15 protein-coding genes are annotated in these 22,323 nt (G+C 44.1%); 6 read left to right on the forward strand and 9 right to left on the reverse strand.

The window, feature by feature from the left end; genetic code table 11:
* Positions 1–80 precede the first annotated feature (80 nt).
* Complete coding sequence (locus tag QUB11_RS20180) at positions 81–521, forward strand: YlqD family protein (protein ID WP_333054966.1); 441 nt, start codon at positions 81–83, stop codon at positions 519–521.
* A gap of 173 nt (positions 522–694) precedes the next feature.
* A complete protein-coding gene (locus tag QUB11_RS20185; protein WP_333205603.1) occupies positions 695–1,990 on the forward strand; it encodes a dihydrolipoamide acetyltransferase family protein in 1,296 nt (431 codons plus the stop codon).
* A 219-nt stretch (positions 1,991–2,209) separates the two neighbouring features.
* Here QUB11_RS20185 and QUB11_RS20190 read toward each other — a convergent pair whose 3' ends face one another.
* The 5 genes from QUB11_RS20190 to QUB11_RS20210 all read right to left on the reverse strand — a co-directional run bounded on the left by QUB11_RS20190 (position 2,210) and on the right by QUB11_RS20210 (position 13,114).
* A complete protein-coding gene (locus tag QUB11_RS20190) occupies positions 2,210–2,770 on the reverse strand; it encodes a Uma2 family endonuclease (protein WP_333205569.1) in 561 nt (186 codons plus the stop codon).
* Positions 2,771–2,882: 112 nt separating this feature from the next.
* The gene (locus tag QUB11_RS20195) at positions 2,883–4,310 is read right to left on the reverse strand and encodes a DUF3370 domain-containing protein (protein WP_445300796.1); all 1,428 of its coding nucleotides are present in this window, start codon (positions 4,308–4,310) and stop codon (positions 2,883–2,885) included.
* A gap of 316 nt (positions 4,311–4,626) precedes the next feature.
* Positions 4,627–5,364, reverse strand: coding sequence for a PEP-CTERM sorting domain-containing protein (locus tag QUB11_RS20200; protein ID WP_333205567.1), 738 nt, complete (start codon positions 5,362–5,364; stop codon positions 4,627–4,629).
* A gap of 422 nt (positions 5,365–5,786) precedes the next feature.
* On the reverse strand, positions 5,787–11,078 hold the full coding sequence (locus QUB11_RS20205) for an AAA family ATPase (RefSeq protein ID WP_333391558.1): 5,292 nt from the start codon (positions 11,076–11,078) through the stop codon (positions 5,787–5,789).
* A gap of 77 nt (positions 11,079–11,155) precedes the next feature.
* Positions 11,156–13,114 (reverse strand): carotenoid oxygenase family protein, encoded by a 1,959-nt coding sequence (locus tag QUB11_RS20210; RefSeq protein WP_333207170.1) that lies wholly within the window; start codon positions 13,112–13,114, stop codon positions 11,156–11,158.
* Between the two features lie 578 nt (positions 13,115–13,692).
* On the opposite strand from QUB11_RS20210, the gene surE reads away from it, so the two are divergent.
* Positions 13,693–14,370, forward strand: coding sequence for a 5'/3'-nucleotidase SurE (surE, locus tag QUB11_RS20215; protein ID WP_333207172.1), 678 nt, complete (start codon positions 13,693–13,695; stop codon positions 14,368–14,370).
* Positions 14,371–14,526: 156 nt separating this feature from the next.
* Complete coding sequence (locus QUB11_RS20220; RefSeq protein ID WP_333207169.1) at positions 14,527–15,588, forward strand: DNA methyltransferase; 1,062 nt, start codon at positions 14,527–14,529, stop codon at positions 15,586–15,588.
* Here QUB11_RS20220 and QUB11_RS20225 read toward each other — a convergent pair.
* Together QUB11_RS20225 and QUB11_RS20230 are read right to left on the reverse strand one after the other, a co-directional pair.
* Positions 15,578–16,495, reverse strand: a complete 918-nt coding sequence (locus QUB11_RS20225) for a hypothetical protein (protein WP_333207168.1) — start codon at positions 16,493–16,495, stop codon at positions 15,578–15,580. The genes QUB11_RS20220 and QUB11_RS20225 overlap by 11 nt on opposite strands.
* Positions 16,492–16,755 carry a helix-turn-helix transcriptional regulator gene (locus QUB11_RS20230; protein ID WP_333207167.1) on the reverse strand — a complete coding sequence of 88 codons (264 nt, stop codon included), beginning with the start codon at positions 16,753–16,755 and terminating at the stop codon, positions 16,492–16,494. Before QUB11_RS20230 ends, QUB11_RS20225 begins: the two co-directional genes overlap by 4 nt.
* A 1,108-nt stretch (positions 16,756–17,863) precedes the next feature.
* Here QUB11_RS20230 and QUB11_RS20235 point away from each other — a divergent pair.
* Complete coding sequence (locus QUB11_RS20235; RefSeq protein ID WP_333207166.1) at positions 17,864–18,736, forward strand: pentapeptide repeat-containing protein; 873 nt, start codon at positions 17,864–17,866, stop codon at positions 18,734–18,736.
* Positions 18,737–18,882: 146 nt separating this feature from the next.
* Here the strand turns inward: QUB11_RS20235 and QUB11_RS20240 are convergent, their stop codons facing one another.
* The gene (locus QUB11_RS20240) at positions 18,883–20,097 is read right to left on the reverse strand and encodes an FAD-dependent oxidoreductase (RefSeq protein WP_333207165.1); all 1,215 of its coding nucleotides are present in this window, start codon (positions 20,095–20,097) and stop codon (positions 18,883–18,885) included.
* A 14-nt stretch (positions 20,098–20,111) separates the two neighbouring features.
* Here QUB11_RS20240 and QUB11_RS20245 point away from each other — a divergent pair, with 14 nt between their 5' ends.
* The gene (locus tag QUB11_RS20245) at positions 20,112–20,288 is read left to right on the forward strand and encodes a hypothetical protein (protein WP_333056292.1); all 177 of its coding nucleotides are present in this window, start codon (positions 20,112–20,114) and stop codon (positions 20,286–20,288) included.
* A gap of 236 nt (positions 20,289–20,524) precedes the next feature.
* Here QUB11_RS20245 and QUB11_RS20250 read toward each other — a convergent pair whose 3' ends face one another.
* Positions 20,525–22,057: an NAD(P)/FAD-dependent oxidoreductase gene (locus tag QUB11_RS20250; protein ID WP_333207163.1), complete on the reverse strand. Its 1,533-nt coding sequence runs from the start codon at positions 22,055–22,057 to the stop codon at positions 20,525–20,527.
* Between the last annotated feature and the right edge of the window lie 266 nt (positions 22,058–22,323).

Below are 22,323 nucleotides of genomic sequence, written 5' to 3' on the forward strand. Positions count from 1 at the left end.
AGTCCTGGGCCATTAGTTCAGGTTTACCAACTAATGACTCATGACTAATGCCTAATTCCTAATTGACAAGCAACAACTTTATGGAACCACAATTACTCTTGAAGCGATCGATTAACGTTAAAGTCGTCGTTACTCCTCGCTGGAAAGAAGAAGCTCAACAGCAACTCCAAGCCCAAATCAACCAAATAGACTCTCAGCTACAACAGTTAGAAATGCAAGGGCAGCGGATGATTTCAGAAATCCAAAAGTCAAATTTGCAGCCCCCAGGCCCGCAAGTAATGCAGCAAATAGAAAACATTCAAGTGCAGGTGAATCAAAGAAAAAGCGAACTGCTAGAACAGAAAAACCAAAACCTGCAACAGCTTCAGCAAGTGCAGGTGCTAGACCTGGAACAAGAAGTGAGTCAAGGTCAAATTGACGGCACATTCACTGTCGGGCTGGGAGAAAACTTGATTCAAAAAATGCAAGTAGAAATTCTCCTCCGCGACGGCATAGTCGAAGAAATTCGAGGTGATATTTAGAAATTGGTAAGTGGTAATTGGCGATCGGTAATTGGCAATTGATTTTGAGTCAACAGTCACACATCAAGAATGCGAGACACTGGCATAATAATAAGTATTGCCAGTGGCCGATCGCCAATGCTCAATTGCCAAATACCGATTACCTATTATCAACACAAAAGGACTTTTTACAGATGATTCGCGAAGTTTTCATGCCAGCCCTGAGTTCTACCATGACAGAGGGCAAAATTGTTTCCTGGGTCAAATCCGCCGGAGACAAAGTAGAAAAAGGCGAAACGGTGGTGGTGGTTGAATCCGACAAAGCCGACATGGACGTGGAGTCTTTCTACGAAGGCTATTTAGCAATAATTATCGTACCTGCAGGCGAAGTAGCTCCGGTGGGGGCGGCAATCGCCCTGGTAGCAGAAACAGAAGCCGAAATCGCCGCAGCTCAGCAGCAAGGAGCAGCCGCCCCAACCGCAGCAGCAGCCCCTGCTCCCAGCCCCGCTCCTGCGATCGCAGCTACATCCTCAGCAGGTTTACAGCAAAATGTTAGTCGCCAAAACGGCCGCAGCGTCGTTTCTCCCCGCGCTCGCAAATTAGCCAAAGAGTTTAAAGTAGATTTGAATTCTATCAAAGGCAGCGGGCCCAACGGTCGCATTGTCGCAGAGGATGTGGAAGCAGCAGCCGGCAAAGCTCAACCAGCTCCGGTTCAGCAAGCGGTAACAGTTCCCGCAGCACCCGCACCGGCATCTGCAGCACCCGCCCCCGCAGCAGCCAAACCCGCACCCGCACCAGTCCCGGCGATCGCACTTTCGGGCCAAAGAGTACCGATGAATGCGCTGCAAAATGCGGTGGTGCGGAATATGGAAGCAAGTTTGAGCGTGCCGTCTTTCCGCGTCGGTTACACAATTACTACTGATAATCTCGACAAACTCTACAAACAAATTAAGTCGAAGGGCGTCACGATGACGGCTATGCTGGCGAAGGCTGTAGCTGTAACTTTACAAAAACATCCTCTGCTGAATGCTTCTTATGTGGAGTCGGGAATTCAATACCGCGCTGATATTAATGTGGCGGTAGCGGTGGCGATGGATGGCGGTGGTTTGATTACGCCGGTGTTGCAAAATGCCGATCGCCTCGATATTTATTCGCTCTCGCGCACTTGGAAGGATTTAGTCGATCGCGCCCGCACCAAGCAGTTGAAGCCTGATGAGTACAGCACGGGAACTTTTACTCTTTCCAATTTGGGAATGTTTGGAGTAGACAAGTTTGACGCGATTTTGCCGCCGAATCAAGGCTCGATTTTGGCGATCGGTTCTTCGCGGCCGCAAGTAGTTGCAAACGAGGATGGTTTGATGGGAGTGAAGCGGCAAATGCAGGTGAATATTACTTGCGATCACCGGATTATTTACGGTGCTGATGCTGCATCTTTCTTGCAAGATTTAGCGAAATTGATTGAGACAAATCCTCAGTCTTTGACACTTTAATCAGTTGACTGTTGACAGTTAACTGTTGACAGTTAACTGTTGACAGTTGACTGTCAATCAGCTAAGAGTTTATAATATTGAATCTATAGCGGTTCTCAATAAAATGAGGTAAGCACCGCTCCCAACCGCTCCCCGATCGCCCGTTAGCGAAGCCCTCGAAGAGGATCGCCCACGAGAACACCTCATGTCAAACCAGAAAGGCTATAATTCTATATCGCTCTAACCCAAAATAAAATCAACGCTTACTTCAAACTCAGGAAAAGCTAGCGGCGCCACCATTTCTCCCCGCTCAAACTTTTGCATTGAAGTATAGCCATTTGCCGTCGGAAAACGGTAAACTTCTAAACAATTAATCTCAAGATCCCACAACCATACTTCTTGAATACCAGCACGAGCATAGTTAGGTACTTTCACATCGCGATCGAAATAAACAGTGCTATCAGAAACCTCAACTAACAACAAAACTTCAGATGGTACTGGATGTGCAGTAGCATAGTAGTCAGCGCGAGGTTGCAGCAATACAATATCCGGTTGAGGTTCGGTGCGTTCAGTTAACTGGATCGGGTCTTGGGCGCCTATAATCGCACGTCTTCTCTCCAAATCGGAGAACACAGCGATCAGGCGCTTTACACAACTTGCATGACGAGTACCAATTGCAGCCATTTGAACAATTTCTCCTTCTATCAATTCTACTCGGTCATCTTCGCTCAAAATGCCAGCCTCACCCATTAGGTGATATTCTTGTACTGTAAATAGCCGTCTTTGCATCTGAACAGACATAACTATTCTCCTTATTCAACAGTTGTCTAAACTTTATCATTGTTGCCAGTAAGATTCAACCTACTGGCTCTATGTTCTGTGCAGCTTCATATTAAATTGGTATAACCACCAATTAATTACTCGATCGCACAGTCAAAACTTGCGGCGGCGTCGCATCCGGCGGATACAAGAAATCCACCTGCACCAAACGGCGTTCCCCCGGCTTCATATTCACATTCACCAAAGGTTCCCCCTGCTGTCCCCTGCGCTGCACGATGTGAATGTAGCGCGTCAAAGTCTTGCCCGTATCATCCTTAAACATCACCCGCACCGTACCTCGGAAAAATATCCGATTTTCAGGAGGATCGTAAAACATCAATCCCCCCGCTTCTATATTTGCTTTGATCGGTGTTTGCATTTTAATGCTAACAGATTGGGATTCACGAGATTTGTTGTAAAGCGGAAAAGTTAAGTTGTATTGAATCCCATAATTACCGTGAGCAGAATAAGCAGTATCGGGATAGCGAGCTAACATTTTAGCACTTTGAATTTGACCAGTTCCAAAAGTACCCGTATCCGTTGTGCTCAGAGCATAGGAAAATGACTCGCCGCGCTTGGGAATAGTTAAATAATCGGTTCTCGAATTGTCCGTAATTTTAGCTTGCCACTGGGAACCTTCCGCTACTCCCGCCACGCGGCCATAAATTTTTTGCACCGGATTTTCGCCTCTGGGGGTTGGTGCTAAATCTCTGGGCCCCGCTAAACCTTTGGTATTTAAAATATTTTCCCACTCTTCTAAAGTCGGATATTGCTCGACTCCTTCTTGAGTTGTAGGAGCAAACATTGCTAATGATGCTACATAAACCGAATTGCTGCTCGACATTCGCATTAAGGTCGATCGACCGTTGGAAGAAGGCGTGATATTCCCCACAGGTATCGGCAAATTCATCAGCATTCGGCTCTGATTGCCCGGAATCTCGATCGCAGCGGGCAAAATGGCTTGTCTGAACCCCCGCAATACATCGCTAGTGATGCGGCTTCCAGGCCCCGCAAACACAGTGCCGAATCGATTCTCTAAATACGACGGCAAATCGACAAACAAGGCATCCGGCCGAGTTAAATAAGTTGCTCCTTGCAAGACATTTAAAGTAACAGGTTCGGAGTTAGGATTGTGGACAATTATTCCTTGAAATAAGGTGCGAGTTTCTTCGCGATTTTTAGCTTTGGCGATGTGGTGGGCAAAGATGTCAAATCGACCTTTGAAGGGAAAGTTTAAGTGTGCAGAAGGTACTTGTTTTCCTTCGGGCCCAAATGTGGAGAGCAAAATGCCTTCGGTTTGCACAACTTCGGGGCTGTTGCTGTTGAAAACCGGGATGCTGTCGAGTTGTCCCGGTAAAACGCGCACTTGCTGGGGCACCGTCACAGTGTTCAGCGGGGCGGTTGTTGGAGGCGCTGGCAAATCCAGTTCGTTTTCCGGTAGCGGGAATTCTCGCTCGATGATGACTTGTTGGGTCGGAGGTGTCGGGATTGCTTGAGCTAAGGGTATAATTGGCAAAAACATTGCTGAGAGCGCGTTTAACTGAACTTGCAGAAGGATTGCCACATAGCAACCGACACAAAACATTACCACAAGTTGGTTGATATTTTCTGGGGATTTTGGGATTTTAGGTCAATTTTTGCGGAAATGCGGGCATCGCAAATTTTTTGTTTTTCACCTTGACAAAATCTACATTTTTGTCAAGGTGAAGAACAAAAATAAGAGCCAGAAGCACGATAGCTGTGCTGGCTCTTATGAGTTGATACTAGAAGTTAAGCTGAATTCACTAGAACTGCGGCGAGCTTTTCTGCCGATGGATGACCCGCACCCCTGATAAAATTTAAGCAAGAGCCTTTTTTGCCTGCTTGCGGCGTGCTGCTACTAAACTTCCCAATCCCATCACCATACCTGCAATAGTGGTTGGTTCGGGCACTGGCTCAGCATCAGCCGAAACTCCGGCCATAACTTTGTCACTGGTGCCAACATTAGACCCAGCTACCTGTTGGAAGCGAACCCCTGCCTTGAGCGTACCATTCTGGAATCCGGTCAAGAAAGCACTTTCTGCCTGAGCCGCACTCAGACTGCTGCCAGTTAGCAAAAAGCTCACCAAAGTAGACTCATTTTTATATAAGCCTCCATTAGCGTTGCCACCTTCAAAGCTATTACGCGGAGTGCTAATGCCATAGTCGAAACCGTCTTTTTGCAAACCGCTAATTTCAACGTTTTGCCAAAACTCTGTAAAAGCGCTGCCTGCGGTAGGTTTAACCGATGCAGTAGCGCCGCTCAATACGTCAAATGCCACCGCAACGAGAGAAGAGTTTGTTGCACCACCCGCTGTAGCCTGAGTGCCCGTGGTATTGGTGATGCCCAAATTCAGGAGCAAATCGGCTCCATTTTGGACAAAGTTGAAGTCCAATGTTGCAGTAGCGCCGGTGCCAATGCCGTTGGTAGTACCGTACTGAGGAGCCACGGATAAACTGAATGCTTGGGCTTGCGTTGCAGTTAGTAAGGAAGAAGCAACAACTAAACCAGCAGTAGCTAGACAGGCGGTTAGTGGTTGGGCGAAGTTGGTTTTCATAAGAGTAAGACCTTTTTTATATCGCTGGGGGGATTGACTTTATTGATTTCCTTTGGTATCTACTTACAACATCGCTCATTTAAAAGTGTTTGTCTATACATTTTTGATACCTTTACCAAAACAATATTTTGCGAGGTTTATTCTTAAACCTTTCGTAAACTCGGTTGTGTCGCCAAGGCTAGGATGACTGCTGCGGAGGCATTCCACGCCTAACTATCCGTTATTGCAACTTTCGGTACCATCGGCTGTTACAACCCGTATTTGCGTAAAATTACTAAGATAATAGTTATTTTTTATACAAATACGCCGGTTCTGTTTGCCGATCGCACTTCCTGAGTCCGCGCACCATTCCCAAAATTGTTGGGCGTGAAGTCGGTTTCGATCGTCGGACGCTCAAACAATTTACCAATTACCCACTTGCGTTATTTCTGTTTTATGACTACCAACGTAATGTCGTCAAAAACTTTATGTTTGTCAATATGTTGCAGCAGATGATCAATTACTGCTTGTCGAATTTCTTCAGCCGTTTTGTGGCGATTTTCTTTGGTCACTTGGCACAATCTTTCTATGCCGTAATACACTTTATTTATATTTACAGCTTCGGTAATTCCATCTGTGTAAAGCACTACTACATCCCCTGGATTAAGATGCACTTGAACTTGGGAAACAAAATCAGCAATATCTTCCTCTAATCCCAGAGGAAAGCCGAGTTCTATTGTATCGATCCGTTCAATGTTACCATCAGTACGGACTACGATAACTTCTTCATGTTGACCGCTGAGGGTAAAGTTACTATCTTGATAATCTAACAAAGCCAAGGTCATGTTTCTAGACGAGTCGATGCGCTCGATATTGGCATAAAGGGTGCGGTTTAACACATCAAGAAACTTCACCGGATCGGTTTCGTTCATTTGTTGGAGAGTGCGGACGGCGGTTTGCGCCATAATCATTAATACGCCACTTTCTAAACCATGTCCCGTAACATCGCCGATGCTAATTTTTACCTGATCATTTTGGGTTAGCACGTCGTAGTAGTCGCCGCCAACTTCATCCGCAGGTTGCATATATCCAGCTATTTCTAATCCTTTAATTTTATCTAGTTCTGATTGTTTGGGCAAGATCATTTGTTGCAGTCGTTTGGTGACTTCTAACTCAGCACTGAGGCGGATGTTTTCGGCTTTAAGTTTGTTGTTGAGGTCGCTAATTTCCTGGTTTGCTTGGGCGAGTTGGGCGGTGCGTTGTTGCACCTTTTCTTCTAAAGTTTGATAGAGACGGGCATTTTCGATGGAGATCGCAGCTTGGGCGGAAATGATGTTGAGGACTTCTAAGCGATCGCGCGTAAAAGCCCCCGCTGTTAAATTATTTTCTAGATATAAGATGCCTACCAACTTACCTTGATTAATCAGGGGGCTACACAAAATAGATTTAGGTCGCTGCTGAATAATATACGGGTCAGACGCAAACCTGCTTTTATTCGTTGCATCATCGATCGCAAGAGTTTCTTGCGTGCGTTCTACATAATTAACCAGCGAGATAGGAATCTCTTGACTTTCAGTCGCTGACTTGGAGATTAATTCACATCGTTCACCCGTACATTGAGCTTCAATTTTCCACTTACCTGCTGGGTCAGGTAGGAGGAAATAAAATTTTTCTGCTCCCGCGTTTTCCAGCAAGACTTGCATCAAATTCGAGAGTAACTTATCTAAATGAACTTCCCCTGAGAGCGCTTGGGAGGCTTTGATAATTGTTGATAAATCCAGCTCGTTTGCAGCACCTGAACTGGTAGAAGTTACAGTGGTTCTGCTCTGAATAATCCTTTCGTCTCTTCCACTCGTCAGGCTATTTTTCCTACCGACGATAGGTGCGATTAATTCAGCATGGCGCTCTTCTAAATCCTTAACTTTTGCCTTTGCTCCCCAGCGAATATAAGCATAGTAAGCGTCAATCAGGTAGGTACGCGCTACTTTCTGACGACCTAATGCTAAATAAAATTCTGCTGCTAGTTCATTGGCGAGGGCTTCGTGCTGGACGTATCCATTTTCCTTGGCTCCATCTATCGCCCGGTCGTAATATTCCATTGCTGAGAAAGATTGCCCTAAGACGCGGGCTTTTTCTGCTTCTACTAAGTCATACTTATGCTGGTAATTGGCTGGGCAATGAAACGCCCAATATTTCATCTTTTCCTGATTTTCTTCTACTTGTTTCAGGTATTGTTGCTGCTTTTCCTCAGTTTCCTGAAAATACTGAGCTAAAAGAGCCAGAGAATAGTAATAAACGTGGTTATTAAAACTAATGTTACCTTGAACAAGCATTGAATTATTTAACGCTGTTTTAGCATAAATTATAGCATTTTTATAATCTTTAAATAAATAGCAAAGTAGGGTTTTTGCAAAAAGCACTCTAAATAAAGACATTAAATTATTAATTTTTGTCAAATAAGCAATAGCTTCTCCCTCATTCAAAAATTCACCAGTTAAAATCAGGCTATTATCTGTTATGCCTCGTAAATTTGCGACTAATTGACCAATAATTTTGAGCAGATAAAACTGATGTTCTTGGGAAAACTTATCTGCAAAATCAATATAGTTTTTTTGTTGTTCTTGCACGTAGTCTAGATGCTCGCCATTAAAAAACAGATGAGCGCAGTAGTAATCAGCAGCATGACAAGCATATTCTATATCTCCAAATTCTAAGCCGCTATTAATTGCTTGACGAAGGGGTTCTATAGTTTCCCTAGTATGCTTTTTGAAGTGCGTAATACAGATGGAAACATTAACCAATGTTTTAGAACGAAACTCTTTGGCATCTAACTGCTCTAATACTTGTAAAGAAAGTTCACCAAGTTGATAGGCAAAATCTATATCTGGTATGAGCCAAGACACGAGTATTCCGTAAATAGAATATGCAAAAGTACACTGTGGCGAATTCCCATACTGACGAGAAAGTTCGATCATAGTATATAGAATTGGTAGCGATAGCGGGCTTTCTGCGAAGCAAGCTGGTGGGAAAATCAGAACTAAAAACTGCATAGCCGCCAGCTTGTAGGGATCGGTCATTTCTGGCAGGTTAGCTAACTCCTCAATATTGAGTTCTTGCGGCGGTGATTGAGATATGGTCACTCCCAGCATTTCTAGAACTTGCAGTCCGGTATCTACCGCAGAATTGTTCAGGTTTTTAGCGAGGTTAAGCCTAATTTTCAGTTCGTATAAGTTGACTTGTTCGAGGATGGTTTTGGTTTTTTGGAGAGTGCGATCGCACAAGCTCCCCGCTCGTTCTAAATTGGCATTGAGATATTCGGCTTCCGCCGCTTCCAGATAAAAATCAAATGTCAAATCGTATCGACTTTCCCAGCTATCTTGACTCAGGAGTTCTATACCTACATTCAAATAATTAATAGCGGCTTCATATGCAGTAGCTGCCTTTGCTTTCTGTCCAGCAATCAGGTTTAATTGGGCTAACTCATCTTTTTCTGACTGATTAGTTAGCAAATCTGTGCCAAAATTCAGTTGGTTAACCAGAGCAAAAATATTATCTTTTCGCTCTTGCTCTGTTGTATTATTCAGCAACAGTTGACCAATTTTCAGGTGAGTGGCTTTTTTCTCTGACTCTGGAATCAAAGAATAAGCTGCTTGCTGCACTCGATCGTGCAAAAATTTGTAGTCAACTTTGATATCGCGTACAGATGCCAAATCTTCCTGGGCAAACACTAGAGGAATTTTGTAATTTTCAGACAGCGGCAGAATCAAACCCGCTTGCAGTGCTTCCCACAAATGAGCAGCCGTCGCTATGTTTGATTCTTCATTGACAATTGATAAAACTTCTAAGTTAAATTGGTTGCCGATACAAGCCGCTAATTTTAATGATTTCTGGGTTGTTTCTGGGAGTTTGCGAATATTTCTGGCAACCAGTTCAACGATATTGAAATCTGCGATACCAATCGCCTGTATTTGTTGAATATCCCACTCCCAGCGGTCTATATCTACTTGATAAACCAGCAGATTTTCCGAGTACAGGGTTTTGAGTAGCTGCGTTAAGAAAAACGGATTGCCTTGGGTCTTATTAAAAAGTAACTGTGAAAAAACTTTTATTTTGTCTGAATTTATGCTGGAATCGAGAGTGTCCGCGATTAATTGGTTGACGCTATCCAAAGCCAGCGCCTGAATGGTGATATTATTCACCACCGTTTCAGTTTCTTGAATTTTTTCTATTGTCTGAATTAAAGGATGAACGGGACTGACTTCGTTATCTCGATAAGCTCCAATCGTTAATAAATATTTGCTATCTGGGTCAGTGACTAAGAGTTGGATTAGCTTGAGAGATGCCGAATCTGCCCACTGTAAATCGTCTAGGAATATGACGAGCGGGTGTTCGGGTTGACAAAAAACGCGAATAAATTGTTGAAATACCCGATTAAATCTGTTTTGGGATTCCGATGAACCCAGTTGAGGAACTTCAGGCTGTTTACCGATAATTAGTTCGACTTCCGGGATAACATCAATAATAACTTGACTGTTATTATCTAGCGCTTTTAATAAGTTTGCTTTCCAAATAGCAATTTGTTCGGAACTTTCGGTTAATAGCTGACGAACTAATTCTTGAAATGCTTGGATTAACGCCGCATAGGGAATATTGCGCTTAAACTGGTCAAACTTACCCGCAATAAAATATCCCCTAGCTGCTACAATTGGTTTATGAACTTCATTGACGATTGAAGTTTTACCAATCCCGGAATAACCGGAAACTAACATCATCTCGGTGGCACCGAGGCTGACTCGTCCAAAGGCATCTAGAAGAATTTGGACTTCGGTTTCTCTACCATAAAGCTTCTGGGGAATAAGTAATTGGTTGCCGCGATCGCGTTGACCGATGGGAAAATTTTCAATCTTGCCAGTTGTCTGCAATTGCTGCAAACAAGTTTCCAGGTCAAATTTTAATCCCGCCGCACTTTGATATCGGTCTTCCGCATTTTTGGCTAACAGTTTCATCACAATATCTGAAACCGCTTGAGGAATTTCTGCTACCTCTTTAGGTGGGACGGGTTGTTTGGCAATATGACAGTAAACCAACTCCATCGGATCGGTGGTAGTAAATGGCAACTGGTTGGTCAGCATTTCATAGAAAGTCACTCCCAAAGAGTAGAAGTCGGTGCGGTAGTCAATTGCTCGATTCATCCTCCCCGTTTGTTCGGGTGACATATAAGCGAGAGTCCCTTCTAGCAAGTTGGGATTGCTAATGCTTTGGTTTTTTAATTCCAAGCGCGATGAAATACTAAAGTCAGTCAGTTTTACTTTTCCGGTCGCTGGATTGATAATGATATTTGAGGGCTTAATGTCTTTGTGAATTATCGGTACTTGATGGAGATAGATCAAAGTTTCGGAGAGAGCGATCGCTACCCTCAGCAACTCAGTTATTGACAGGTTATTGGCTGCCATAAAATGATAAAGGGATAGACCCCCAAAATCTTCTAATATTAGCGCTAAACTATTCTGATAATTTTCTAAGTTGTAAGTTTTGACAATTCCTTCACACTCTAAATTTTGAGTAATTATAAATTCTTGCCTTAAATTGGTGATTTGTTCAAGCGTAGGATATTCATATTTAATAATTTTCATGATAACTGGTTGTCTGTAACCATCTTTTTTAGCTCTATATACAACAGTCCTTACTCCATCGTAAATTTTTTCTATGATTTCGTATCCTGAAAGAACGAGCATTGTTTTCACCTTACCCTTTTCATTAACTATTCAAAATCACAGGCAGATTCATGGATAATCTGCCTGTTAGTAAATTTTTACTCACTTTCAAAGCGCGGGTACAACTCTTTAGCAAACAACTCCTGAATCTCTTTCTCGAATTCCGGCGGAGATTGGAAGTTCTTTGCTAATTCCTCGTAATCTTCCGGCAACGAGATTTTGTATTTAGCTGAACGAGGCCCTATTTGTTCTAACCAAGCTGTATGCAATGTGAATGTAAAGTCAAGGGATTCATGGCTGAGTTTGCATTTCGCCCCGCCAGACAAATTGTCAGCCTCGAAAATCCAAATTTCATTTCTTTGGGGAGTGAAAACGGTGCAAACTATATAACCGTCAGTTGAACTACCTTGATTACCGCGACGCGGCATAAACTGCGGTGAACTCACGATGTAGCCTGGATCAAACTGATAGCGATCGGCAATTTCCATCGACTGCGTTTCCAGTCGCAGCAAGCAAGCTGGTACGCCCTTTTTAGCCAGAGCCAGAACATCTGACTGCGGTACTTTCTGATACTTATAATCTCGGTATAAGTGGCACAAAAACTCGGTGGTTAAATCCTTCCACAGTCCGAAAGAAATCCAGTAAATATTATCTAGCTTTCTGGGAGTTTTACCTGATGGTAATCGGTCAAGGTAGGCGTATAATCCAAGCCCCCACGTACACTCGATATCCCAGATAACTTTTGGCTCGACTTGGTTTTTTCCGTCAATTACATAGCGTCCCAAACGGCTGATGTCCATCTCATTCAGTTCCATCCCAGGCAAGTTTTTAGGCACGGGATTGTGGGGTTGATAAGCGGAAAGATCGTATTTACGCAGCCATTCAGCAACGTCCCAAGCACAAATATGGGCTACGTGGAGCGTAATTTTATCATTAGGATTTTCATAGTCCACCAAAAAGTGAGCTGCTTCGAGGGGAATTACCACTTTCCGCGCGACAACGTTAACTTCTGGTTCGTTCAAGGCTGGACGCTGCCCCTTTTGCAGATCGTTGCGACTAACGATATAAATAATAGAATCGGGTGAAGGTGGACTTGCTAATAAGTTCCTTAAAATTATTTCTCGCTCCTTGTCGCCTGGAAAAGGATTGCCCAGCAACTGATCCAGTCCAGTGCTAAAGGCTGTGTCCATCAAAATTACATAATTTTCGGTTACTCCAATCTGATGGATAGTTTGCTTAATGCTGACTGGTGAACCATCAGCATTTACCAGCGTCCACCGCTCTAAGGGATTTACGCCATCCCAACGAATCAGATAGACGAAATCTTCTAAACCCTTAAATTTTCCCCAAAATTGACGAACTTCTGGAAAGCATTCGTCTATCTCTTTAATGAAAGGTATAGTCTCAAGAAAATTTTCTAACGATCTACCATAATTAACTGCGAACATCTCGCCCGTGTCGGTATCAAAGGCAGGATGGGCGGTACTAAAAATGGGTGGAAAAAGATAGGGCAGAGGAGCTTCAGGACGCCACTCTTTATTTGACCCAACTGGCGTCACCACCTTAAGGGTATTTGTATCAATCTCATAAGGACGACCCGCGTCATAAGTTACTAGCAAGCGCTCAGGTTCGTCTTGAGAGAATTTTACGGGCAGAAAAGCTGTATTTAACTCGTTGCGAGCGCCCAGAAGTAAGGAAAACCTTAAGATCCCATGATTGCGAAATCCCAACTTAGTGCCTTTAGTTGCTTCGTCAAAATGGTAATCTAGAGGCTTGGCAATCTGCGTTTTCAAAATTACTTGACCCTTTTGATTAAAATCAAGTCGGTAAATCATGCCGTCGCCATTCAAAAATGAGTCTCCGTCGGCAAAAGGAAGACCTCCTGATTCAACGGTTCCTACTGGCGCAACAATGAAGATATAACCCTGTACCTCTTCTGGTAGTTCCCCCTCAATCTCCAATGGGACATTACATAGTTCTTTCCGACTGGCGGTCATAATTGACTGAGGAACTGGGGGACAGCCTGCTTTGGTATTGCTTTTAGTGGGTTCGCTCATGTGGCTCTCCTGAGTTAAAATATAATAATGGTAACAGTGTAGATAAGTATTTGATTTATGAAGGGGAAATGAGGACTGTCACTTAGATACTATCTTTGATAAGGATTTCATATATATTCTCCCATCCCCTGCCTCAAAGCGCAATTGGAATCGACATTAACTTATTATCGGCTCTCTCATACTTATGGTGATAACGCAAGCTAATAATTTAGCACGATCGAGGGTTTCAACGTTCAGTCTCAGATAGTTAGTATCATCTGCTACTTTTAACACTAAGCATCGGGGAGAGCCGAGGAAAAAATTATGTGATTAGATGTTTGCATCGACAGTGATGTCATGAATGCTGCACTGGGGCAAGCGTAACAAGTCGCTTTAGCTGTCATCTCAAGGTGCGACTGGGCTAAAATGTGGCGCGCCACATTTCTGGGGCAATTGTTCAATTAATGCGATGATATAAATGTGTGGCAATGCTCATACTGACGATCGCCACCAACCAACAACCAATTTGGGCTAGAGCTACCAGAAGGTTGCCAGCCTCTGCGCTCTCAAATCGGTTCTATAAAACCGACACATTTTCAATGACAATAATTTTAACCAACGACGACGGCATCGATGCTCCCGGCATTCAAGCACTTTTGCAAGCAGTAAGCGGCAAGACAATTATGGTAGCTCCGCAGGGGCAATTGTCGGGCTGCGGGCATCAAGTGACTGCTCACAGTCCGATTCATGTCGATCGGCGATCGGAATTTGAGTATGCTGTAGGGGGAACACCGGCCGATTGCGTGCGTATTGCTCTTCATCACGTTTGTGCAAAGCCGGATTTGGTGCTTTCGGGTATTAACGCGGGTGGCAATTTGGGGGTTGACGTGTATATTTCGGGTACGGTGGCGGCTGTGCGCGAAGCAGCCATGCACGGTATTCCGGGAATCGCAATTTCCCACCGGATTAAAAGGCCGCTCGAAATTGACTGGGATGTCGCTACTCGGTGGACATCGCGGGTGTTGGCGGATTTGCTGAATCGGGAACCAAAGTCGGGGTGTTTCTGGAATGTGAATTTGCCGCATTTAGCGCCGGGAAGTGCGGAACCGGATATTGTGTTTTGCCAGCCTTCGACGCAGCCACTGCCAGTGGTTTACCGCATGGAGGGAGAATACTTTTATTATGCGGGAGAATATGGGTCGCGCGATCGGGCGGCGGGGACTGATGTTGATGTGTGTTTTGAGGGTAATATTGCGGTGACTGAGATATCCCTGTGATACATTTGATGGGATTTGATGGGATTGGGCGATCGAACTATTTTTTTTGTCAACAAAGCGGAAGTAGGTAGGTTAACTTTGGTATCACTTACCCTCAATATCCCAAAACAGGATAAAATATTTGTACTTAATTTTTACAGTCACGTAAGTCAATAAATGAGTCCTAACGCAAAAGCGAATTCTCCCAGCATCTTAAAACGCAAAGCGAGCAGCACTGTTGGTCGTGGCAAAGTAGCTAATCTCAATACCAATTTTAATTTTTCTACATGGAGTGACGAATACGTTACTTTATATCTCGGCGATAGTCTCCAGCACTACGACAATTGGGAGCAACCTACTGTCATAGTTTCAGATGGAGCTTACGGTATTCTTGGGTTTGAAGGAGATACCTCAGATCACATTGATTTACCTAATTGGTATAAACCTCATATCGAGGCCTGGTCAAAAGCAGCGATACCCTGTACAACACTCTGGTTTTGGAATTCAGAGATTGGTTGGGCTATTGTGCATCCACTTCTAGAAAAATATGGTTGGCGCTATGTCAATTCCAATATTTGGAACAAGGGAAAAGGTCATATCGCAGGGAATGTTAACACACAGAAAATTCGCAGGTTCCCCGTCGTTACAGAAGTCTGCGTTCAATACGTTAGAGAAGTAACAGTTAATGAACTTACCTTAAAGGCGTGGTTATTGCGAGAGTGGAAACGCTCTGGGTTGCCGTTACGACGGGCCAATAATGCTTGCGGGCTGGTGGATGCAGCAACCAGGAAATACTTCGATCAAGGGCATTTGTGGTATTTCCCTCCGACCGAGATGTTTGAAAGGCTAGTGAACTATGCAAATGAGTATGGTAGTCCTCAAGGAAAACCATACTTTTCGCTGGATGGCAATCAGCCTTTAACGGGACAAGAATGGAGCAAGATGCGATCGAAATTTAGATGCCCTCACGGTTTTACAAACGTTTGGGAGCGTCAAGCTTTACGGGGCGATGAGAGAGTTAAAGCTCTCTCTGGAAAAGCATTACATCTCAACCAAAAACCTCTGGATCTGATGAACCTTATTGTTGAGGCATCGAGCGATGAAAACGATGTTATATGGGAACCTTTTGGTGGACTTTTCAGTGCAGCTTTGTCAGCACGTAAACTAAAACGAAAAGCCTTTTCTTGCGAGATAGACCCCGACTATTTCTACTATGGTGTACAGAGATTTAATCAATAATTTCATCAATACTCTCTTCTCTAATCTGTAGATAATCTTGTAGGGATTTCTTGATGCTGCCTTCTAGGCGACTTGATAAAAGCTTATTCCACCGACCAACGGTCATAGCGGAAACTTCAGTATTGTAGACACGTCGCTTAAATTCCTCAATGCCTGGATGTACAATTCTGTCCATCTTTGCAAAATTTGTATCTAGTCTATATTCATAGCGTATCCGTAGCTCCCGCAGAAGGCGCTGATACTCTCTTGTTGGTTTGTAGACTTTTCCTTGAGTACCCCATGAATCAACTATTTTCTTAGCTTCTAAAAACTCCTCAGCAGAGCCTTGGAATTTATATCCACTGGTGTTTGTTTGTTGCAAATTTGCTGTTCTTTGAGTTGTATCTTCCGGCTCTAAAACAAGATAATCCGGCGGATTGTGATAGTGGGTATCTCTCGCTACAGCTACCGATAAACCAGAGACAACGCACACATCAAGAATGCGAGGCTTGCCATAGATGATTTTATCGGGTAGCCATGCCAGGATAGCAACGTAGGTCTGATCGAACCTAAAGTGATTCTGACTATCTTTGAAACGTGCTGTTATCTCTGTTGCTAGTGGGAACCACGCTTTAATTTCTAATCCTGGCGTTGGTTGAACTATGCCCAGGAAAATAGTATCTGGAAAGCCCGGATCTTGCCTATGCCACTTTCCAAATTCAGCGAACTCATTTTGTTGATTCAAGAATTCAACGGTGTTAAATTCGATTAAATTTCCGACTAAGGGCGAAAGCTTTGAGATAACTTTAGACAGGTTGACTGCTGCATCTACGGTAACAGGTTTAGATACATCTAAAACGTCGAAAGTGTTACCCGATAAGCGATCTAGATAGTGGGATGCAAGTCTGATTACATCTTGCGTATTCATATCTCCCTCTCACAAGATGCTTTAGATATTTTTTGGGAAATTTTCCTAATAATATCGCAAGGATCTACACCAATTACATGAGCAACTAACAGAAACTCAATTACATCTAACCGTCGTTCACCGTTTTCATATTTGGCTACGAAAGACTGGGGCTTTTTAAGAGATTTAGCAACAGACTCCTGAGTTAGTTGCGCTTCTTTACGAGCAGCAATCATACAGCAACGGAAGGTTTCATATTCATCGCTAAAAACAGATTTCATTATACTTTGGGTTTAGCACTGCATATACCCTAGATATAATAAACCTGTTTTCGGATAATCCCAAAATAGGATATTTAAATCTGTTAAAAATCGATAGTAATGACAATTCAACAAAATTAATCGCAATTCCGAGAGGGGCAGCTATCTCTACTTGCGGCCGTCCGTGCTACCATAATTTTTTTTGTCATCCTTCGGCTTAGCCACACCATCAGGTTGTTTCTTTGGCTTTTTGACTTCTTTATTGCTTTTTCTTTCTTTTGACATGATAATTCCTCAGTTTTGACTCAGCATAACATAGATTGACACATTTGCCTAACTGCCAGTTGAGGGGGTGAGCCTATAAAGATATTACTCGCTGTTAGTTTTGTACCATCTGCAGTATATTATCTGCTAGGTTTTGAACGAATACCCTCTACCGTTAGGTATATCGATAAATTCCTCAGAAGTACAATGTCTGAAATTACTTTTCACCCGATCGACTAAAGGAAATATTGAAAAGCACGATCGTCTAACTGCTGCGAGACAACCGAGAAAAATTCTCGCTTATTAAACTGTTGTTCCACATTGAATTTTAATGAAAAATGACAGTATATCAAATATGGAGCTATGGCCATGCCAGCCTTCGCGACACCTGACGCAAACACAACCAACAAATTTGCAGTCTCGGTTTAAAAAAGCTGTTAGCCACAGTGGACAATAAGAATATTGATTTTAACTATTGATTAACACTTCGGACAGGGTTTGATGGCTTACCTACTGAGAATAACGGTTTCACGGATCTCAGTACGATCGCCACGCTTGCCGAAGCACACTAGAGGCTAAGTAAATCAAGGGTTTCAGACTATGACATCAAAAAAGTCGGAACTCTGGAAAAAGCACAAAGTATAGCCTTTCTCAGTAACATGAGGTATACAGAAACCCTGTAGTGTCAAGCTTTCTAGGTCAAAATTCGTACCTCACCTTTTTGAGAAAGGCTATATATGTATATATATAAAGTTAATTGTTCAGCTTTCTTGAAAGTGCGATCGCGTCCGCTCCCTTTGAGATAAAATATTTATAAAGAGTGTTTATTTCTAGATAAATTTCCGCTATTAGGAATGTGACCCGTATGGAAGTAACCGAGCTGCTCAAAGAGTACGAAAATGGAAACAGAGACTTTGCTGACGCAAACCTCAGCGGAGCAAACCTCAGCGGAGCTATGTTGGTTGGCGTAAACCTTTCGAGGGCTAACCTGTCGGGAGCTAACCTGAGTCGGGCGCATCTCACCAAAGCAGAACTAAACGGCGCAAACCTTTACAGGGCAAATCTGAGTTTTGCCAAAATGGGCCAAGCTAGATTAGCGGACGCAGAGCTTACAAAAGCCAATCTCAGCGGAGCTTTCCTCGTCAAAGCAAAATTGCCCAGGGCAAAGTTGAGTGGCGCCCAACTCATCGGTAGCAACCTGCGGAGCGCCATCCTCTGGAACGCCAATTTGTGTACAGCCGACCTGCAATTCATCAACCTGCGGGGAGCCAACCTCACGGGAGCCAACCTCAACTGGGCAAACTGCGGAGGGGCAAAACTCAGCGGTGCAAAGCTTTTTGGCGCTCAACTAACAGGCATCTATCTCAGGAAAGCTTACATCAATGGCATCGACCTGAGCAGGACGGATCTCAATGGCGTTAACCTGAGCGAAGCCAAACTGAACGGGGTAAACCTGGAAGGCTCGAACTTGTTAGCTGCCAATCTCAGCGGAGCTCAGTTGCGGGGCGTCAAGTTGATGGGAGCAGATTTAACCAGGGCAAATCTGGTGGGAGTTTCTTTGGTGCAGGCAAACCTCGATTGGGCTAGGCTGTGCTATGCAGACTTGAGTGAAGCCGACTTGAGCGGGGCAACATTCACGGGAACCAACTTTGAGGGTACTCAGTTAGCCGGATCAACAATGCCTCCATCTGTGAGCCATGATGTCTACTTAACTGCAGCACGTGGTGTCGCAGCTTAGGCAAGGTCAAAAATTAATTTCGCATCCGAGTGGACGACTCTCGCATTGGTTTAACTTTTGATGCAAACATCATGACTTTTGTGAGAGTGTTGCACCGACAGGAAAGTTACTGATATTTGCGAGAGTTTGTAGCATCACAATTGAGCTCACCCGATTAATTTCGCGACTCGCAAAGCAGAGGTAATGGCTCCTTCGTGCAAACCATCCCCCAAATAAGCTCCCGCATGATAAGTGTTGTTTTCGCCATTAGTCTCGATAACTTCATCTCGATATCGAAAAGACTCGACAGTGTACAGCGGCGTGTGATGTTTCTGAATGTGAATAATGTGCTGTTGGGCGATCGACTCCTGCAGTTGAAAAGCTAAACTGTACTCTCGTGGGGAGGAGATACCGCAAAGCTGATTCAAGCTCGCATTATATCCCCATCCCTTGTCCGTCTCGAAAAAATCAAATTCTGATAACTTGCGGATACCATAGCGATCGTACATCGATGTATCCGAATGCAGTACAGTGGTGGCATAATTGGCTTTCCACGCCGAAAACCGCTTCCTTTCCGCCTCCGTTGGATCAGACAATAACCTCATAACTTGGTCTGGTGGCATCGCAAAAACCACCTTATCAAATTCCTGGATTTCCCCATCAGAAAGCACCATTTTTACAGCATCCGCACTTCTAAAAATATTGGCAATCTCCACATTTAGCCGTATATCGCCCTTAAACCGCTCCAAAATCTTTTCAATGTAAGAATACACCCCGCCTTTAATCCTCACCCAGTTGACCAAGCCATATTCGCGTAGAACAGGCATCGCTAATTCTGCCGGGAAATTGTCGAGCAATTCAAACGGTATCGAGTAGCTGTACATCGTCAGCAACTTCAGCCAATAATTGCGGACACACGAGCTTTTCAAAGACTCAGAAAGCGGCACATCGTAGAAATCGTGCTGTTTAGCAAACCGCATTTTTAAAATAAATCCCGCCGAACGAGCGTAGAGACTATCAAGCCACAAATACTCGATCAGGCGTTGGATTCCGGTGAAATTCTTTTGGATAGATACTGCCGACAAAAAGTGGGTGCCATCTTTAAAAAACAGCGCGGAACCAATCTGCACTGGTTCTAATTCAACGCCTAGTTCCTGCATAAAAGCCACGAAATTGTAAAACACCGTGGGAAATTCCAGCACCCCATTTTCTAATATTTCATTGCACTCCGATTGATTGGGTACAACATTTTTGTTCAGCGTCCGAATGTGTCCGCCTAAAATCGGCTGACTTTCCAACACAGTGACGTGATGCCCCTGTTTATCGAGCCAGTAGGCTGCTGCCATACCGCTCGCTCCGCCCCCAACAATTGCAATTCTCATAGTTCACTCCTAGATTGATAGAAGGAAGTTCGGCAACGAGCACTGTACAAGATGTAACGGATGTAAAGGATAGAAGGAAGTTCGGCAACGAGCAATGTACGGGATGTAACGGATGTCGGGAAGAAGGAAGTTCGGCAACGAGCAATGTACGGGATGTAACGGATGTAACGGATGTCGGGAAGAAGGAATAAGGAAGAAATTATCGTTTCCAGGTAGAACCTAGAAACGCATTTCAGTCTTGCTATGCCTCGTCATTTTTAAGAGGAGGCAGAGCCTCCAGAAATTCATTGCTTGGCAGAGCCAAGGAACGAGATAATGAGAGCAGAAATGAGAGATTTTTAAGATGAGGCAGAGCAAGAGTGAAATTCATTCCTTGGCTTTGCCAAGGAACAGGAGAAACAGGAAAATAACCTATTGCCAATTTTCCTTAGCCTAAAATCGCATCGCCGGATAAACGTTGATAAAGCAGCGCCCCCGTCCAAAATGTCGGTGCAAAGCCTGGATAGCCCGAAGAGGCGTTGCAGAAATAGAAATTGTTGAGGGATGTTTCATGATTTAGCCGATCGACTCCCATGTTGCGCGGCGTCAGGCTGGAACCGTAGGAATTACCGTTAGGACACCAGCAGAAGCGCTCGTTAGTCGTCGGACTTCCGGTAACATGAAAGACCATGTGTTTGCGGAAATTCGGAACATAGTGTTTTTCAACTACATCTAAAATCGAGTCCAGAATCTCTTGTTTCTTCTGTCTGTAAGCTTTGCGATCGCTCTCCCAAAGTTGTTTAAAATAACTGTAATTAGCAACAGTCAGAAATTCTACAATTTGACAATCTTCTGGACAATCCCGCCGCGCTTGGGTCAGTAAAGTTGGCGTTGTAATTGCAAAACTCGGACGAGAAAAATCATTTTGGTCATACATTTGAGCAAACGCTTCATTTAGATCCAAGTGTTCCGAATGAAACGTATTCCACTTGCCAAATCCATAGTCTCGGAGATCGATATCTTTGACAACGCAGTACACCATGTAGTTAGATGCAGAATACTCATAGTTGAGTTTGCGCCGCACTGTTTTAGAGAACAGTTCCTCTCCAATCATCTTCGCCGCTCTTTTCGGGTCTAGGTTGCAAATTACGGTGTCGCCCGTGAATTCATGGGTTTGATGGGTGGTCAAATCCATCGCTTCAACTCCCGTTACTGTTCTGTTTGTCACCCTAAAATTCGTGACTTCATGGTTTAGTAGAACTTTCCCCCCGTTGGATTCAATGACTTTAACTAAAGAATTGATGACATATTCAAAATGCTGCGTCGGGTAAAATGCACCTTCTTGATAGCCTCTAAACAAGGCAATCCAAGCATAGAAAGAAAGCTGGTTCGGAGGCAGCAAAAAGTCCGGCCATTGCAGGGCTAATAGGGTTTGGGCGGCTTGCGGGAGTTGGAACTTGTCGAAAACGTCCTGAAGCGTGCTGTTGAGGTGTTGGACAGCACAGAATACGTCCCCGAAATTTTTGAGCAATTCAATTGGTTTGACGGGAGGAGCGAGTTTTCTTAGTCCTTCGCCGGTTTTCTCGACTTCGTTGACGAATTGGCGAATTCTCTCGCCCGCTTCGGGAAACAGCGCCGACAATCTGCGGATCAGTTCCTCTGGTTCGGAGGGAATATCCAGCGCATACCCAGGCATTCTCATGTGGTCGTAGCCATTCGGATCGTACCGTTCAAAGGTGACATCTCGATCGAGACCGAGTTTTTTGAGAACTCGATTGACTGTATGTCCTTCGCCGCAGTCCCACACGTAGTGGAATTGGGCATTAAAGGTGTATTTTTTGGCCATCGTAAAGGTGTGACCAAAGCCTCCGGGATGCTCGTGAGCTTCGAGGATATGTACGGTTTTGCCGGAGTTTGCCATCAAAGCTCCGAAAACCAGTGCTGATAAACCACTGCCGACGATGAGGTAATCTGTTTTCATGGTAAATTTCCTCGATCGATTGAATGGGGCGATCGTTGTTTATTTAAACTAACGCTCAATTCTGAGGAAATTCTGAAGAGGGCTTACCACGCTATTTGTGGGGTACGCACTGCGTACCTTACGCCTTTTTGGGCGGGCAGGACGCCCAAAAAATACAACACCCCACAATAGTGTGAAGCATCTAAATTTAGGCTCGCGAATTAAATAACTTACAATTTTAATTGTTATTGTGGGATGGGCGTCCCGCCCGTCCAAAAAGGACGGGC

This window comes from Microcoleus sp. B6-A1 (assembly GCF_036705085.1).
GTDB lineage: Bacteria > Cyanobacteriota > Cyanobacteriia > Cyanobacteriales > Microcoleaceae > Microcoleus.

Excerpts from the sequence above, each read along its gene's own strand:
- QUB11_RS20230 (WP_333207167.1), bottom strand. The coding sequence starts at position 16,755 with ATGAAATCTGTTTTTAGCGATGAATATGAAACCTTCCGTTGCTGTATG.
- QUB11_RS20250 (WP_333207163.1), bottom strand. The coding sequence starts at position 22,057 with ATGAAAACAGATTACCTCATCGTCGGCAGTGGTTTATCAGCACTGGTT.
- QUB11_RS20240 (WP_333207165.1), bottom strand. The coding sequence starts at position 20,097 with ATGAGAATTGCAATTGTTGGGGGCGGAGCGAGCGGTATGGCAGCAGCC.
- QUB11_RS20205 (WP_333391558.1), bottom strand. The coding sequence starts at position 11,078 with ATGCTCGTTCTTTCAGGATACGAAATCATAGAAAAAATTTACGATGGA.
- QUB11_RS20195 (WP_445300796.1), bottom strand. The coding sequence starts at position 4,310 with ATGTTTTTGCCAATTATACCCTTAGCTCAAGCAATCCCGACACCTCCG.
- surE (WP_333207172.1), top strand. The coding sequence starts at position 13,693 with ATGACAATAATTTTAACCAACGACGACGGCATCGATGCTCCCGGCATT.
- QUB11_RS20210 (WP_333207170.1), bottom strand. The coding sequence starts at position 13,114 with ATGAGCGAACCCACTAAAAGCAATACCAAAGCAGGCTGTCCCCCAGTT.
- QUB11_RS20200 (WP_333205567.1), bottom strand. The coding sequence starts at position 5,364 with ATGAAAACCAACTTCGCCCAACCACTAACCGCCTGTCTAGCTACTGCT.
- QUB11_RS20180 (WP_333054966.1), top strand. The coding sequence starts at position 81 with ATGGAACCACAATTACTCTTGAAGCGATCGATTAACGTTAAAGTCGTC.
- QUB11_RS20190 (WP_333205569.1), bottom strand. The coding sequence starts at position 2,770 with ATGTCTGTTCAGATGCAAAGACGGCTATTTACAGTACAAGAATATCAC.
- QUB11_RS20185 (WP_333205603.1), top strand. The coding sequence starts at position 695 with ATGATTCGCGAAGTTTTCATGCCAGCCCTGAGTTCTACCATGACAGAG.
- QUB11_RS20235 (WP_333207166.1), top strand. The coding sequence starts at position 17,864 with ATGGAAGTAACCGAGCTGCTCAAAGAGTACGAAAATGGAAACAGAGAC.
- QUB11_RS20225 (WP_333207168.1), bottom strand. The coding sequence starts at position 16,495 with ATGAATACGCAAGATGTAATCAGACTTGCATCCCACTATCTAGATCGC.
- QUB11_RS20220 (WP_333207169.1), top strand. The coding sequence starts at position 14,527 with ATGAGTCCTAACGCAAAAGCGAATTCTCCCAGCATCTTAAAACGCAAA.